We start from the raw sequence: 14,303 nt of genomic DNA, 5'->3' as shown, positions 1-14,303 counted from the left end.
CAAGCCCTCCCGACCTGCCGACAGCGGTCAGCGCATCCGGATCGCGGAGCCGTAGCTGGTGAACGCGGCGCGCAGCATGTCGAGGGTCTCCTGGCCGGTCGCAGCGTGCGGGGCGAGACGCACCCTGCCCTGGCGCACGGTGGCGGCGACGCCGTGGTTGAACAGCGACGCGGTCATCACCGTGAGGTGCTCGGCGGGCGGTTCGACGATGACGATGCCGGCGCGCTCGTTGGGGGCCCGCGATGAGACGATCGGGATGGCGAACTCGTCGGCCAGGTCGATCACCCGGCTGACCCGATCGGAGACGGCCTCGTTGATCGCCGGGATGCCGACCGATGCCACCTCCTCGAGCGCGGTTGCGAGCCGGCCTGCTGCGAGGGGGTCGCTGCTCGTGACGCGATAGGCCGCGGCGCCCTGCACGGGGTCGAGCACCTCGTCCCACGGCGTGAGATCTGTCCGCGATGTGCCGCGGTAGCCCGAGAAGACCGGGGTGAGCTGGTCGACAGCGCGATCGCTCATCGCCAGGTAGCCCGTGCTCCACCCGGCGCGCAGCCACTTGTGGCCGCCGCCGACGATGATGTCCGCCACGCCCCAGGGCGCATCGACCACGCCGAAGCCCTGGATCACGTCGACGATGAGCAGCCGGTCGCCGATCACCTGGCGGATGCCGTCGATGTCGGCGAGGTATCCGGTCCGCGGATCGACGAGGCTGACCGCAACGGCCACGGTGGTGGAGGTGAGCTGCTCGCGGATCCGGCCCGGGGTGACCCTGCCGTGATCGGTGTCGAGCCAGACGGGCGCCACGACGCCGAGGGTCTGCTCGGCGCGCACCGCCGCGAAGGTCAGCGCCGGGTAGTCGGCCGGCGAGAGCAGCACTCCACCGGTGAGGCCGAACATGGCGTGCATGAGGCCCGTGCTGGTGTCGGGCTGCAGCACGACCTGGTCGGCGCGGAAGCCCGTGAGCCCCGCGAGTGCCGCTCGCGCCCGCTCGTCCTCGTCCGCGAGCTGGTCGACGGCACCGAATCTGGCGCGGCCCACCAGCTCGTTCAGGGCATCGGCCTCGGCGGCGACCGCGGCGGACAGCGGACCGAACGATGCGTAGTCGAGGAAGCCGGGTTCCTCTCGGAATCCTGCGGCGAAGTCGTCGATGGTCGTCGTCATGGCACCCGACAGCCTACGGGGGCCCGACACGCCGGTCCGGAGCGGCCACCCTCTGCGGCGGATCCGGGCTGTGGGTCAGGCCTGAAGATCAGGGCTGCAGGTCAGCTGCCGTAGCGGCGGTGGCGCTTGCCGTAGTCGCGGACGGCACGGAGGAAGTCGACCTCGCGCAGGTCGGGGCCGAGCGCCTCGACGAAGTAGAGCTCGCTGTGTGCGCTCTGCCAGAGCATGAAGTCCGACATCCGCTGCTCGCCGGAGGTGCGGATGACGAGATCCGGATCGGGCTGACCGCCGGTGTAGAGGTGCTCGCTGATCAGCTCGGGGGTCAGCACGGCCGCGAGGTCCTCGATGGTGCCGCCCTGCAGATGGTGCGACGCGACGATGCTGCGCATCGCGTCGGCGATCTCCTTGCGCCCGCCGTAGCCGACGGCGAGGTTGACGTGCAGCCCGCTGTGGTCCGCGGTGGCCAGCTCGGCGGCGGCCAGCTTGGCCACGAGCTCGTCGGGCAGGCCCGCATTGGAGCCGACCTGCTTGACCCGCCAGTCGCGGAACTTGGACAGGTCCGCTGCCAGATCGCCGATGATCTCGAAGAGCGCGTTGAGCTCGGCCGGATCGCGGCCGGTGAGGTTGTCCGTGGAGAGCAGGTAGAGAGTGGCCACCTCGACGCCGAGATCGTCGCACCAGACGAGGAACTCGCCGATCTTGTCGGCGCCCGCGCGGTGGCCGTGCGCAGCGGTCTCGAGACCGAGCTGCTTGGCCCAGCGGCGATTTCCGTCGAGGATCATGGCGATGTGCCTCGGGACGGTCTCCGGGCTCAGCTGCTTGCGGATCCCGCGCTGATAGAGCGCGTAGATCGGATTGCGCGGCGTCTGCGCTTGGCGTGCGAGCACGCCATCACGTTAGTCGCAAGCATCGAGCCCCGCCGCCCACCACGTCGGGGACCTGCGAGTGCCGGGCGGGCGGCCTCCATGACGGCCCGAGTTCCAGCGTGTCTGCGAGAGCCCCAAGTACAGTGTCCGGGTGAACAGCCCCCGCCCCGACTCCGACGGCCGGTCCGGACGCGCGCGCGTCTCCTCTCAGTCGGCGCAGGGTGCGGACGCCGCGACGGGCGACGGCGACCGGGAGACCCGAGGGGGGTCGCTCCTCGAGCCGGTGGGCGACGGGGCAGATCTGCCACAGATCCCTCTGCTCGAGGACGAGCTCGACCACGCTGTTCCCGAACAGCGGCCCACCTGGCGAGGCTGGATCCATGCGGGGATGTTCCCGCTCGCCATCGCAGCCGGGATCGTGCTGATCACCCTCGCCGACGGCGCCGTCGCGAAGACGGCGAGCGCGATCTTCGCCGTCACATCACTGCTGCTGTTCGGCAACTCCGCGCTGTACCACCGCTTCGACTGGAAGCCGAAGGCGAAGCGGCTCCTCAAGCGGATCGACCACTCCAACATCTTCCTGCTGATCGCCGGAACGTACACTCCGCTCGCCCTCCTGGCGCTCCCACCGGCTAAGGGCAATCTGCTGCTGACGCTCGTGTGGGTCGTCGCGTTCCTCGGCATCCTCTTCCGGGTGCTGTGGATCGGTGCGCCGCGCTGGCTCTACGTGGCCCTGTACCTCGGTCTGGGCTTCGTCGCCGTGATGTACACGGGCGACCTGTTCGCGGCGAACGCCGTCATGATGGCGCTCATCTTCATCGGCGGACTGCTCTACACGGTGGGCGCGCTCTGCTACGGCTTCAAGCGGCCCAACCCGTTCCCCGGCAGGTTCGGCTTCCACGAGATCTTCCACGCCTGCACCGCGCTCGCGTTCGGCTGCCACTGGACGGCGACGCTGCTCATCGCGCTGAATCCCGCCTTCAACGGCTGAGGGCCTTTCGCGAGTTGCCCGGTTCTGCCGCTCAGGGAGCCTTCGAGTCCCCGGCGCCGCGACCGTCACCGCTGGCCTGGCCGTCACCGCTCGCGCGGCCGTCACCGCCGACGCGGAGCTCGTTTGCCATCCGCGCCTCGGTGGCGAGACCGTCGCGGAGCCGCACGCGGCGCACGCGGCGCACCATGTCGAGGATGAGCAGCACGGTCAGCAGCGCGATCGCGAAGATCACGATGAATCCTGCGGGCCCAGGCGTGACGATGGTCTCGTCGAACTCGGGGGCCGGCGAGGGCGTCGGCGTCGCCACCGTGCGCAGTGCGGAGTCGACGTGGACGCTGATCGCGAGCACTGCTGTTGCGAGGTCGAGCACCGGAATCCTCCTGGTCGACCGACTCGGCGCGTCGCTGCGATGTGCGCAGCGCCATGACGAGGGCCGGTGGGCTCCCGGGCGAGCGCCCGGGATTGAGCTTGTAGCGTTGCATTCAGAGTAGTTGGCGCACGACGGGAGCTTCGTGGCAGGGACGGCATCGCCGAGCACCCCGACGACGGAATCGTCGCCGGGCGGGGAGCTCGACGCGCGCTACGGCCGATCCACCGGACGACGGAAGCGCTCGCGCCTGCTGGTGCTGGGCGCCGCGATCGTCTTCGTGGCGCTGTTCGCGGCCTGGGTCGTCTGGGGCGGACTCGACGGCACCACGGCGGACATCGACGTCCGCGACACCGGCTACGTGCTCACCGACAGCACCGCCACGGTGCGATTCGAGATCACCATGGACCCCGGCACCGCGGCCACCTGCGCCGTCCAGGCCCTCGACGACAGCTTCGAGATCATCGGCTGGAAGATCGTCGAGATCCCCGCCTCGACCGAGCGCACCCGCGGTTTCGTCGAGACCGTTCGCACCGTGATCAGGCCGAACACCGGCTTGATCTACCGCTGCTGGCTCGCGTAGGCTCACATATTCGCCATCCGGACCTCCGCTGTCCGGCCCGGCCCGAACGCCGGCGAAGAGGCAGCTTCACAGCGGCTCCCTCCCCCGTTCCGATCGCACCATTCCGTCCCGCCACCCCGATCCATCCCCCAGGAGCAGTCATGCCGCAGGAAGCCCAGGTCACCTGGCTCACGCAGGAAGCCTTCGACCGTCTCTCCGCAGAGCTCGAGAACCTCAGCGTCGAGGGTCGCGGCGAGATCGCCAAGAAGATCGAGGCGGCGCGCGAAGAGGGCGACCTCAAGGAGAACGGCGGCTACCACGCCGCCAAGGAGGAGCAGGGCAAGATCGAGGCCCGCATCCGCCAGCTCACCCAGCTGCTGCGCACGGCCGAGGTCGGGCACGCGCCCACCTCTTCCGACACCGTGCAGCTCGGCACCGTCATCACCGCGACGATTGCCGGTGACGAGAGCCAGTTCCTCATCGGCAATCGCGAGATCGCCGGGGACAGCGACCTCGATGTCTACAGCGAGCAGAGCCCGCTCGGCCAGTCCATCCTCGGCCTCGCCGTCGGCGCCAAGACCTCCTATGTGGCACCGAACGGCCGAGAGATCGCCGTCGAGGTCCTGCGCGTCGACCCCTACACCGGCCAGTAGCACGTACGTTCCAGCTTGATACCTACGAAATTCCGTAGGTATTCGGCCGGAACGTACACACTCCTCCTCTACCCCGTTCACAGGGTGCGTGGATACGGTGAGCAGGTGCGATCCAGCAAGGACCGATCCCCACGGGGACGCAGATTCCTGCTGAGCGCGATCGGGGCCCTCGGCATCGCGGCGTCGGTCTCGTTCGCTGCTCCGGCGTGGGCCGAGGATCCGGTCGAATTCGGCGGTGCCGACATCGTGGACACGGCGAACGCGCTGAGCGGCACGGAGACCTCGCAGGTGCAGAGCGCCATCGACGAGCTCCAGCAGAAGACCGGCACGACGCTCCTGGTCGCCTACATCGACACCCCCACCAGCCCGTCCGACATCGAGGACTGGAGCAACGAGGTCGTCGACAGCAACGGGCTCGGCACCGGCAACGCCCTGCTCGTGGTAGCGGTCGAGGCCCGCCAGTACTGGTTCTCCGCCGACTCGTCCGTCGAGCTCTCGGACACCCAGCTGCAGGACATCGAGAGCGACGACATCGTGCCGTACCTGGCCGACGACGACTGGGCGGGTGCCGCCATCGGAGCGGCGACCGGCATCGCCAGCGGTCTGGGCAGCTCGCTCTCGGGGTCCACCGGATCGAGCACCGGTTCCGGAACAGGATCCGACACGGGATCGGACGGCGGGTCCGGAGGTTTCAACCTGCTGCCGACCGTGCTCATCCTCGGCGGCTTCGCCGCGCTGATCGTCATCATCGTCGTCTCCGTCAGCAGGCGCCGGCGTCGCACCCAGCCCGACGCGGTGGCGGGTCCGAGCCAGCGCGACCTCGACCTGCAGTCGGGCAAGCTGCTCGTCGAGCTCGATGACGCGGTCAAGACCAGCGAGCAGGAACTCGGCTTCGCGGTCGCCGAGTTCGGCGAGCAGCAGACCGCTGCCTTCAGCGCCGCGCTCACCTCGGCACGCGGGAAGCTGCGTGAGGCGTTCCGGCTCAAGCAGCAGCTCGACGACGCGCATGCCGACACCGACCAGCAGAAGCGCGAATGGACGACGCAGATCATCGCGCTCTGCGAATCGGCCGATGCCGAGCTCGACGCCCAGACCGATGCGTTCGACAAGCTGCGTGAGCTCGGACGCAACGCCCCGGCGGCCCTCACCGCGGTGACGGGCGACCTCGAGCGGACCACGGCACGGATCGACGCATCCGAGGCGCAGCTGACGGTCCTGGCCGCCCGCTACGCGCCCAGCGCACTCGAACCCGTCGCCCAGAACGTGGCGCAGGCCAGGAAGCTGGTGGGCTTCGCCACGGCGGAGAGCAGTCGCGCAGCCGCCAGCCTCCGCTCGGGTGCCGCGGGCGAGGCGGCCGTCGCGGTCCGCAACGCCCAGCAGAGCGTCGCGCAGGTCGGACAGCTGCTCGACACCGTCGACCGCACGGGGCCGGATCTCGAGGCGGCCACCGGAAAGCTCGACGACGCCGCCCGCGAGCTGACCTCGGATCTCGACGAGAGTGCCGCTCTGACCCCTGCCGCGAAGGCGCTGACACCACCCGAGCTGGACGCACTGGTCGCCGACGCCCGGAAGACGCTGGCCGCAGCCGGCAGCGGCGGCGATGCCCGTCGCGATCCGGTCGCCGCCCTCACCGCCATGGTGGCCGCCGAGGCGCGGGTCGACGCGGCCCTCGCACCCGCGCGGGAGAACGCCAAGCGCATCGAGCGGGCACGCGCCACCCTGGAACGAGCCATCGCGGGCGCGCGCAGCCAGATCGACACCGCGAACGACTTCATCACCACGCGCCGCGGCTCGGTCGGAGACGGAGCACGCACCCGGCTCGCCGAAGCCCAGCGGCATCTGGATCAGGCGATCTCGCTCGGCTTCAACGACCCTGAGGCCGCCATCGCCGATGCTCAAGCCGCGTCATCGCTCGCCGTGAGCGCCCTCAACTTCGCCAAGACCGACGTCGGCGACTTCTGGACCAGCGGGTCAGGTGGGTACGGCAGCGGCTCGAGCTGGTCCGGCGGATCCCGCTCCAACTCGTCTTCGGGCGATGACGTCGCTGGCGCGGTGCTGGGCGGGATCATCGGCGGCCTGTTCTCCGGCGGCGGCTCGGGCGGCGGCTATCGCTCCAGCGGCCGCAGCAGCGGCGGCTTCGGGGGGTTCAGCGGCGGGAGCAGCAGCCGGCGCAGCGGAGGCGGCGGCTCGTTCGGCGGCGGATCCCGGAGCTTCGGCGGATCCCGCAGCGGCGGCGGACGACGCGGCGGAGGCGGCCGCTTCTAACTCCCCCACCTGACCCATTCGATCAGCACGCATCACCACCCGAATCCGCAACCCAGAAAGAGAAGGAACCATGGTCAAGCAGTCGATCTTCGGTCGCATCGCCCAGCTCACCCGCGCGAACATCAACGCGCTCCTCGACAACGCCGAGGACCCCCAGCTCATGCTCGACCAGCTCGTGCGCGACTACACGAGCAGCATCGCCGAGGCGGAGAGCGCCGTCGCGCAGACGATCGGAAACCTCCGACTGCTCGAGGACGATCACCGCGAGGATGTCGAGAACGCCGCCACCTGGGGCCAGAAGGCGCTCGCCGCCAGCCGCAAGGGCGACGAGCTGCGCGGCGCCGGCAATGCCGCCGACGCGGACAAGTTCGATGCGCTCGCCAAGGTGGCGCTGACTCGCCAGCTCCAGTCCGAGAACGAGGCGAAGCAGGCCGAGCCGACCATCGCCTCGCAGACCGCGGTCGTCGACCAGCTGAAGTCGGGCCTCACCAAGATGCGGGAGAAGCTCAACGAGCTCTCCTCGAAGCGCGACGAGCTGATCGCCCGCCAGAAGACCGTCCAGGCGCAGAGCCAGGTGAACGACGCGCTGAAGAGCGTCGACATCATGGACCCGACCAGCGAGGTGAGCCGCTTCGAGGACAAGATCCGCCGCGAGGAGGCCAAGGTCCGCGGGCAGCAGGAGCTCGCGGCGTCCAGTCTCGACGCCCAGTTCGAGGACCTCGAGGACATCGGAGAGCTGACCGAGGTCGAGGCCCGCCTCGCTGCGCTGAAGGCCGGCAGCGCCGCCCCGAAGGCCGTCACCTCCTAGGCCTTCATTCCCCCCGGCTGCACCCTTCACGGATCAGGCGATCCTCACCGTTCAGGCGATTCTGCGTTTTCGCCCATGGATCAGGTGATTTTCGCCTGATCCGTGTTCAAGGACCTGTTACGTGAAGTTTCCCCGCCAGGATGAACAGATGAGCCAGCACGTCGACCTGATCCTCACCGCCGCCACCGTGCACACCCTGCAGGAGGAGGTGGATGAGGCGACGCCGGTCACCGCGATCGCCATCGCCGACGGCAGCATCGTCGCCGTCGGCTCGTCCGTGGACGCCGCCGCGTGGGGCGACGCGCGCACGGAGCGGATCGACTTCCCCGGCGCGACCATCACGCCTGGTCTGATCGACGCTCACTCTCATGCGATCTCCGGGGCTACGCACACCGCGCGCGGCGTCGACCTCTTCGGCCTGCTGACCCTCGACGGCATCGTCGATCGCCTTCGCGAGTACGCCGCGACGATCCCCGAGGACGAATGGGTGCTGGGCTGGGGTCTGGACCCCAACGCGTTCGCGGGCGCCACCCCCACCGGCGAGATCGTGAGCCGCGCCATCGGCGATCGCCCCGGCCTGGTCCGGATGTTCGACGGCCACTCGGCGCTCGTCACTCCCGCCGCCCTGGCCGCGGCAGGCATCGACGGCCCCGTGGAGTTCCCGACCCGATCGGAGGTGGTCTGCGATTCCGATGGAGTCCCGACCGGTCTGCTCCTCGAGGCGGAGGCCGAGTTCGCCGTCCTCGGCGCGGCTCCCGCGTTCGACGCCGCTGCCGCTGCCGCCGCCGCGCACCGCGTGCTCGCCGGCATGGCCGCGTCCGGCCTGACCTCCACCTACATGCTCGACTTCCAGATGGACTCGATCGAGGTGCTCGAGCGGATGGAGCAGCTCGCTCCCCTGCCTCTCCGCCTGCGCGCCTCCCCGGTCTTCAGCTCAGGGCTCGACTTCGAGGCCGAGCTGCAGCGCGTGCTCGACCTGCAGGGCACGGGCGGCGAGCGCTGGATCATCGACGGCGTCAAGCTCGTGCTCGATGGCACCGTCGACAACGGAACCGCGTGGCTGCACGAGCCTGACACCCACGGCGAGTCGACCGACAGCCTGTGGTTGGACATCACGGAGTACCGCCGAGCCGTGCATGCTCTGGCCGAGCGCGGCATCGCCACGGCCACGCACGCGATCGGAGACGCCGCGATCCTCGAGGCTGTCACCGTGATCTCCGAGATCCCGGCCGAGCAGCGCGCGCTCGCCCGGCATCGGATCGAGCACATCGAGACGATGCCCGCCGGCACCATGGAGAAGATGATCGCGGCGGAGATCGTCGCGAGCATGCAGCCCACGCATTCGACGCTGTACGTCTGGGGCGATCACACCGACAACTGGAGCGAGCGCCTCGGACACGAGCGGGCTGCCGTGAACGGCTGGCGGATGCGCGAGCTCTACGACTCAGGCATCACGGTGGCTCTCGGATCCGACTGGCCCATCGCGCCGTACGATCCGCGCACGATCATCGCGGACGCCCAGCTGCGCCGCCCGCATGACCGTCCCGAGCTGCTCAAGGTCCTCCCCCAGCAGGCGCTGACCGCCCGCATGGCGCTGGAGGGCTACACGACCTCCGCCGCGTTCGCGGTCGGCTGGGACGATCGCACGGGCCGGATCGCCGAAGGCCTCGACGCCGACTTCACCGTCTGGGCCGCCGACCCGCTGACCACTCCGGCCGAGGATCTGGCCGACACCGCGATCCTGGCGACTTTCATCGCCGGCACCCGCGTCTAGCCCAGCGTCGAATTGCCAGATTCGGCTCTCAACACGGCGATTTGAGAGCCATAAGTGGCAATTCGGCGCTTCGACAGGGCGGGTCAGGAGCCGACGACGTGCGGGTCGTAGCCCGCAGCGCGTAGGGTCGCGACGACGAGCTCACGATGCTCGAGGCCGCGCGTCTCGATGCTGACCTCGAGCTGGACCTCGCTGATCTGCAGGCCCTTGCCATGGCGGGTGTGCAGCACCTCGACGACGTTGGCGTTGGCCTCGGCGATGAGTCGCGAGATCTCTGCGAGCTGGCCGGGCCGATCGGGTAGGCCGATCCGCAGGCTGAGGTAGCGATCGCCCGCGGCGAGACCGCGGCTGATGACGCGCTCCATCATGAGCGGATCGATGTTGCCCCCCGACAGCACCACGACGGTGTTGCCGAGGTCGCCGGCGATCTTCCCGGCGAGCATCGCCCCCACGCCCACCGCTCCGGCGGGCTCGACGACGAGCTTGGCGCGCTCGAGCAGCACGACCAGCGCGCGGGCCGTCTCGTCGTCGGTGACCGTGACGACCTCGTCGACGGCGTCGCGGATGATCCCGAAGTTCAGCGCGCCCGGACGCGCCACGGCGATGCCGTCGGCGATCGTGGCTGTCACTTCGACAGTGGTCGGCGCCCCGCTCGCGAGCGACACCGGATACGCGGCAGCGTTAGCCGCCTGCACGCCGATCACCCGGATGGTCTTGCCGACGGTCGCCGCCTTCTGCTTCATGGCACTCGCCACGCCGGAGATCAGGCCTCCGCCACCGATCGGCACGATCACCGTGTCGACCTCGGGCATCTGCTCCCAGATCTCGAGTCCGAGCGTGCCCTGGCCCTCGACCACGTCCATGTGGTCGAACGGCGGGATGAACACGGCCCCGGTGCGCTCCGCATACGCGGCGGCGGCGCGCAGGGTCTCATCGAAGATGCGCCCCTCGAGCACGACCTCGGCTCCGTAGTCGCGGGTGGCCTGCAGCTTGGGCAGCGCGACTCCGAGCGGCATGTAGATCGTGGCGGTGATGCCGAGCTCACGCGCCGCGAAGGCCACGCCCTGGGCATGGTTGCCGGCTGAGGCCGCCACGACGCCGCGCGCCCGCTCCGTCTCGGAGAGCTTGGAGAGGCGGTTGTAGGCTCCGCGGATCTTGTATGAACCGGTCCGCTGCAGGTTCTCGCACTTGAGGTAGACGGGGCTGCCGAGCACCTCGGCCAGGAACCGCGAGCTCTCGAGCGGGGTCTTCTGGGCGACGACCGCGACGGTGTCGCGGGCGAGCTCGAAGTCCGCCAGCGACGGGCCCCCGTAGGTCGGCGCTGTCTGCGACAATGCGGGCTGGGCACCCGCGATGGTGGTGACGGAGTCAGGCATCTGGGACGACGTCCTCGAGTTGTGGTTTCGGCTTCTCTCGCCAGTCGCCCTGGGCGATGTACTTGATCATCACATTGAGCGCGGCGACCACGGGAACGGCGAAGAACGTGCCCGGGATGCCCGCAAGTATCGCACCACTGCCTACGGCGAGCACGACGGCGAGCGGATGCACTTTGACCGCGGTGCCCATGATCAGGGGCTGCAGCACGTGGCCCTCGATCTGCTGCACGAGGATCACGACGCCGAGCATGATGAGCGCCACGACCGGCCCGTTGTAGACGAGGGCGATGAACACGGCGAGGACGCCGGTGAAGAGCGCCCCGAGGACCGGCACGAACGAGCCGAGGAACACGAGCACGGCGATGGGGATCGCAAGCGGCACCTGGAGGATGAGCGCGCCGATCCCGATGCCGATCGCGTCGATGAACGCCACCAGGATCTGCACGCGGACGAAGTTGCCGACCGTGAGCCAGCCGGCCTGACCTGCGCCGTCCACCGCCCTGCGCGCCCGTCTCGGGAACAGCCCCACCACCCAGGCCCAGATGCCGCGCCCGTCGATGAGGATGAACAGGGTGCTGAACAGCACGAGCAGCAGCCCGGTGAGCACATGGCCGAGGCTCGACCCCACCGAGAGGGCACCCGAGACCACGACCTGGCTGTCCTGCTGGATGGCGTTGCCGATCTGGGTGATCGCGTCGTTGAACTGCGCCTGGGTGATGTGGAACGGTCCATTGAGGAGGTAGGCCTGCAGGTCGGAGTACGACTGCATCGCCTTGTTCCTGAGCTCGCCGAAGCCCCGCGCCACCTGGGTCACCACGAGGAAGACGAGGCCGGCGATCGCCGCGAGGGTGCCCAGCTCCGCGACGAGGATGGCCAGCCATTTCGGCCAGTGGTGCCGGATCAGGAAGTTCACGAGCGGCACCAGCAGCGCCGCGATGAGAACCGCGATCAGCACCGGGATGACGACGAGATAGAGCTGGACGATGAGGAACAGCACCAGGGCCAGTACCGCCGTGACCACCAGGATCCGCCACGACCAGGCGCCGGCGATCTGCATGCCCGGTGGGACCGCGCCGGGCAGCGCGCGTCGATCGGAGGGGGATCCGCTGTCCAGCGGCACGCTTCTGCTTGTCGTGCCGTCCTGCACCGTGCTGTCCTCGGCCCCGTCGGGCTCGTGCGCCATAGGCGGAAGTCTACGGAGGGCTGGCTGAATCCCTGATGTCCGCGGCAATCGCTATCGTCAGTCGGGTGAGCGGTGTCGACGAGCTGAGCGCGGCCCAGGCGCGCAGGATGGCGCTGGCCGCACAGGGGTTCGGCCGTCTGCGGCCCGCTGCGATCGGCACCCGACAGCTCAAGCTGACCCTCGACAGGCTCCAGATCCTGCAGATCGACTCGGTCAACGTCTTCGAGCGCAGTCACTATCTCCCGTTGCATGCCCGGCTCGGCGGCTACGACCGTGCGCTGCTCGACCGGCTGCTCTTCTCCCCCGCTCACGGCTACATCGAGTACCTCCCGCACGTCGCGTGCTTCATGCCGGTCGACATGTGGCCGCTCTTCCGGTGGCGGATGGACGCCTACCGCGAGAAGCACACGCGCCAGGACGCATGGGTGCAGCAGAACGGCGCCATGCTCGACTGGCTGCGCACCGAGCTGGCCGCCCGTGGGCCGCTCGCGGCCAGCGAGATCGAGCACGAGTCCAACGTGCGCCGCGGGCCATGGTGGGGCTGGTCCGACGTCAAGGAGGGTCTCGAGTACCTCTTCTGGTGGGGCGAGGTCGCGAGCGCGGGGCGCAGCCGCTTCGAACGCCGATACGCGCTCGCCGAGCAGGTGGTCCCGGCCGAGATCAGGGAGATCGAGGTCGCTCGACCCGACGCGATCCGGGAGCTCCTCCGCCGCGCGGCCGTCTCCTACGGGGTCGGCACGCTGCGCGACTTCGCCGACTACTACCGGCTGAAGGGCCCCGAGGTCGCCGTCGCGGCAGCGGAGCTCGAGGACGCCGGAGACCTGGTCCCGGTGCGCGTCGCCGGATGGGAGCGCAACGGCCGGCCCATCCCGGCCTGGCGCCACCGCGATGCCCGCCTTCCGCGCCGGATCTCCGACGGCGCCCTCCTGTCTCCGTTCGACCCGATCGTCTGGGAGCGCAGCCGGACGGAGCGGATGTTCGGCTTCCACTACCGGATAGAGATCTACGTCCCGCAGCCCAAGCGCGTGTACGGCTACTACGTGCTGCCTGTGCTCCTCGATGACGAGATCGTCGGGCGGATCGACCTGAAGAGCGACCGCCAGGCCGGCGTGCTGCGCGCGCAGGCATCGTGGTCCGAGGGTTCAGCCGGCCATCGGCAGGTCGAGCGAATCGCCGAACTGCTCAGGTCGGCGGCACGGTGGCAGGGTCTCGAGGGAGGGGTGGTCATCGAGCCGCGCGGCGACCTCGCGGCTCCCCTGCGTGCCGTGATCGGCGGCTCCTAGAAGGAGCCGCCCATCTTCTCGAGGCGGGCGACGCGATCCGCGATCGGCGGATGCGTGCTGAACAGCCTCTCGAGCGCGCCCTTCTTCAGCGGATCGGCGATCCACAGATGGGCCATCGACGAATTCTGCTTGCGCAGCGGCCGGCCGTAGCCTTCGAGCTTCTCCAGCGCGCTGGCCAGGGCGTCGGGGTGACGTGTGGTCAGGGCCCCGGTCGCATCCGCGAGGTACTCGCGCTGCCGGGACACGGCGAGCTGGACGAGGGACGCGACGATCGGCGCGAGCACCGCGGCGACGAGCCCGACGACCAGCAGGATCATCCCGCCGCCGTCGTTGCTGTTCCCGCCGCGGTTGCGGCCGCCGCCGAAGAAGGCCATCCGCAGCAGGATGTCGGAGATGAGGCCCACGGCCACGACCAGTCCGTAGACGACCATGGAGACCCGGATGTCGTAGTTGCGCACGTGCCCGAGCTCGTGCGCCATGACGCCCTCGAGCTCGGCGTCGTCCATCAGGGCCAGCAGACCGGTCGTTGCCGCGACGACCGCGTGCTCGGGGTCGCGTCCGGTCGCGAAGGCGTTCGGAGCAGGATCGTCGACGATGTAGACCTTCGGCATGGGCGTGCCGGTGGCGATCGACAGGTTCTCGACGATGCGGTACAGGCGCGGGTTGTCGACCTTCTGGATCTCGACCGCGCCGGCCATGGCGAGCGCCTGCCGGGTCGCCATGAAGTACTGGAACCACGCGTAGAGAGCCGCGCCGACGACCACGACGATGGCGATCGTGTAGTTGCCGGGACTGTAGAGGTAGCTGACGACCAGACCCAGGACGCCGATCAGGATGAAGAAGAACACCATGATGAAGACGGTGTTGCGCTTGTTCTTCGCTATTGCGGAGTACACGGGGCCTTCGGTCTATGGAGCGGTGCGATAACAGGAGCTGAGAGGACGAGGAGCTACACGGTCAGCGACTCTGCGCCGTCGGCGGCCCTTCATGGTTCGATACGCCGCGCAAGCGTGC

General features: G+C 69.4%; 13 protein-coding genes. 7 read left to right on the top strand and 6 right to left on the bottom strand.

The genetic code is table 11. The features are described 5' to 3' along the window. Positions 1-27: 27 nt before the first annotated feature. On the bottom strand, positions 28-1,161 hold the full coding sequence (locus tag E6C64_RS16470) for an aminotransferase class V-fold PLP-dependent enzyme (protein WP_136428786.1): 1,134 nt from the start codon (positions 1,159-1,161) through the stop codon (positions 28-30). Between the two features lie 101 nt (positions 1,162-1,262). After that, a complete protein-coding gene (locus tag E6C64_RS16465) occupies positions 1,263-2,048 on the bottom strand; it encodes an isoprenyl transferase (protein WP_136428785.1) in 786 nt (261 codons plus the stop codon). A 262-nt stretch (positions 2,049-2,310) separates the two neighbouring features. On the opposite strand from E6C64_RS16465, the gene trhA reads away from it, so the two are divergent. Further along, positions 2,311-3,018 carry a PAQR family membrane homeostasis protein TrhA gene (trhA, locus tag E6C64_RS16460; RefSeq protein WP_438941875.1) on the top strand — a complete coding sequence of 236 codons (708 nt, stop codon included), beginning with the start codon at positions 2,311-2,313 and terminating at the stop codon, positions 3,016-3,018. A 31-nt stretch (positions 3,019-3,049) separates the two neighbouring features. On the opposite strand, the gene E6C64_RS19295 is transcribed toward trhA, so the two are convergent. Then, complete coding sequence (locus tag E6C64_RS19295) at positions 3,050-3,388, bottom strand: hypothetical protein (RefSeq protein ID WP_199241079.1); 339 nt, start codon at positions 3,386-3,388, stop codon at positions 3,050-3,052. Positions 3,389-3,530: 142 nt separating this feature from the next. Between E6C64_RS19295 and E6C64_RS16450 the strand changes: the two genes are divergently transcribed. The 5 genes from E6C64_RS16450 to E6C64_RS16430 all read left to right on the top strand — a co-directional run bounded on the left by E6C64_RS16450 (position 3,531) and on the right by E6C64_RS16430 (position 9,447). Next, positions 3,531-3,968: a DUF4307 domain-containing protein gene (locus E6C64_RS16450; protein ID WP_158437909.1), complete on the top strand. Its 438-nt coding sequence runs from the start codon at positions 3,531-3,533 to the stop codon at positions 3,966-3,968. 140 nt (positions 3,969-4,108) lie between these two features. Next, positions 4,109-4,600 (top strand): transcription elongation factor GreA, encoded by a 492-nt coding sequence (greA, locus tag E6C64_RS16445; protein WP_136428783.1) that lies wholly within the window; start codon positions 4,109-4,111, stop codon positions 4,598-4,600. 105 nt (positions 4,601-4,705) lie between these two features. After that, positions 4,706-6,865 (top strand): TPM domain-containing protein, encoded by a 2,160-nt coding sequence (locus E6C64_RS16440; protein WP_158437908.1) that lies wholly within the window; start codon positions 4,706-4,708, stop codon positions 6,863-6,865. Between the two features lie 70 nt (positions 6,866-6,935). Beyond that, complete coding sequence (locus tag E6C64_RS16435) at positions 6,936-7,673, top strand: PspA/IM30 family protein (protein ID WP_136428781.1); 738 nt, start codon at positions 6,936-6,938, stop codon at positions 7,671-7,673. 148 nt (positions 7,674-7,821) lie between these two features. Continuing rightward, on the top strand, positions 7,822-9,447 hold the full coding sequence (locus tag E6C64_RS16430) for an amidohydrolase (RefSeq protein WP_136428780.1): 1,626 nt from the start codon (positions 7,822-7,824) through the stop codon (positions 9,445-9,447). Positions 9,448-9,530: 83 nt separating this feature from the next. Here E6C64_RS16430 and ilvA read toward each other — a convergent pair whose 3' ends face one another. Together ilvA and E6C64_RS16420 are read right to left on the bottom strand one after the other, a co-directional pair. Beyond that, positions 9,531-10,823 carry a threonine ammonia-lyase gene (gene ilvA / locus E6C64_RS16425; protein WP_136428779.1) on the bottom strand — a complete coding sequence of 431 codons (1,293 nt, stop codon included), beginning with the start codon at positions 10,821-10,823 and terminating at the stop codon, positions 9,531-9,533. Next, a complete protein-coding gene (locus E6C64_RS16420; protein WP_136428778.1) occupies positions 10,816-12,006 on the bottom strand; it encodes an AI-2E family transporter in 1,191 nt (396 codons plus the stop codon). Before E6C64_RS16420 ends, ilvA begins: the two co-directional genes overlap by 8 nt. A 65-nt stretch (positions 12,007-12,071) precedes the next feature. Here E6C64_RS16420 and E6C64_RS16415 point away from each other — a divergent pair, with 65 nt between their 5' ends. Further along, positions 12,072-13,289 carry a winged helix-turn-helix domain-containing protein gene (locus E6C64_RS16415; protein ID WP_332908237.1) on the top strand — a complete coding sequence of 406 codons (1,218 nt, stop codon included), beginning with the start codon at positions 12,072-12,074 and terminating at the stop codon, positions 13,287-13,289. Here E6C64_RS16415 and htpX read toward each other — a convergent pair. Then, entirely contained in the window at positions 13,286-14,185 is a 900-nt protein-coding gene (gene htpX / locus E6C64_RS16410) for a zinc metalloprotease HtpX (RefSeq protein WP_136428777.1), read from the bottom strand. The two genes, E6C64_RS16415 and htpX, sit on opposite strands and share 4 nt — an antisense overlap. Positions 14,186-14,303 lie beyond the last annotated feature (118 nt).

It is taken from the genome of Naasia lichenicola (assembly GCF_004801885.1).
GTDB lineage: Bacteria > Actinomycetota > Actinomycetes > Actinomycetales > Microbacteriaceae > Naasia > Naasia lichenicola.
Note: the sequence above shows the minus strand (reverse complement) of the source record. Positions and strands in the feature narration are given on the sequence as shown.

What these genes read in the sequence shown, in the direction of transcription:
- E6C64_RS16470 (WP_136428786.1), bottom strand. Translation starts at nt 1,161, where the DNA reads ATGACGACGACCATCGACGACTTCGCCGCAGGATTCCGAGAGGAACCC.
- greA (WP_136428783.1), top strand. Translation starts at nt 4,109, where the DNA reads ATGCCGCAGGAAGCCCAGGTCACCTGGCTCACGCAGGAAGCCTTCGAC.
- E6C64_RS16435 (WP_136428781.1), top strand. Translation starts at nt 6,936, where the DNA reads ATGGTCAAGCAGTCGATCTTCGGTCGCATCGCCCAGCTCACCCGCGCG.
- E6C64_RS16430 (WP_136428780.1), top strand. Translation starts at nt 7,822, where the DNA reads ATGAGCCAGCACGTCGACCTGATCCTCACCGCCGCCACCGTGCACACC.
- ilvA (WP_136428779.1), bottom strand. Translation starts at nt 10,823, where the DNA reads ATGCCTGACTCCGTCACCACCATCGCGGGTGCCCAGCCCGCATTGTCG.
- E6C64_RS16420 (WP_136428778.1), bottom strand. Translation starts at nt 12,006, where the DNA reads ATGGCGCACGAGCCCGACGGGGCCGAGGACAGCACGGTGCAGGACGGC.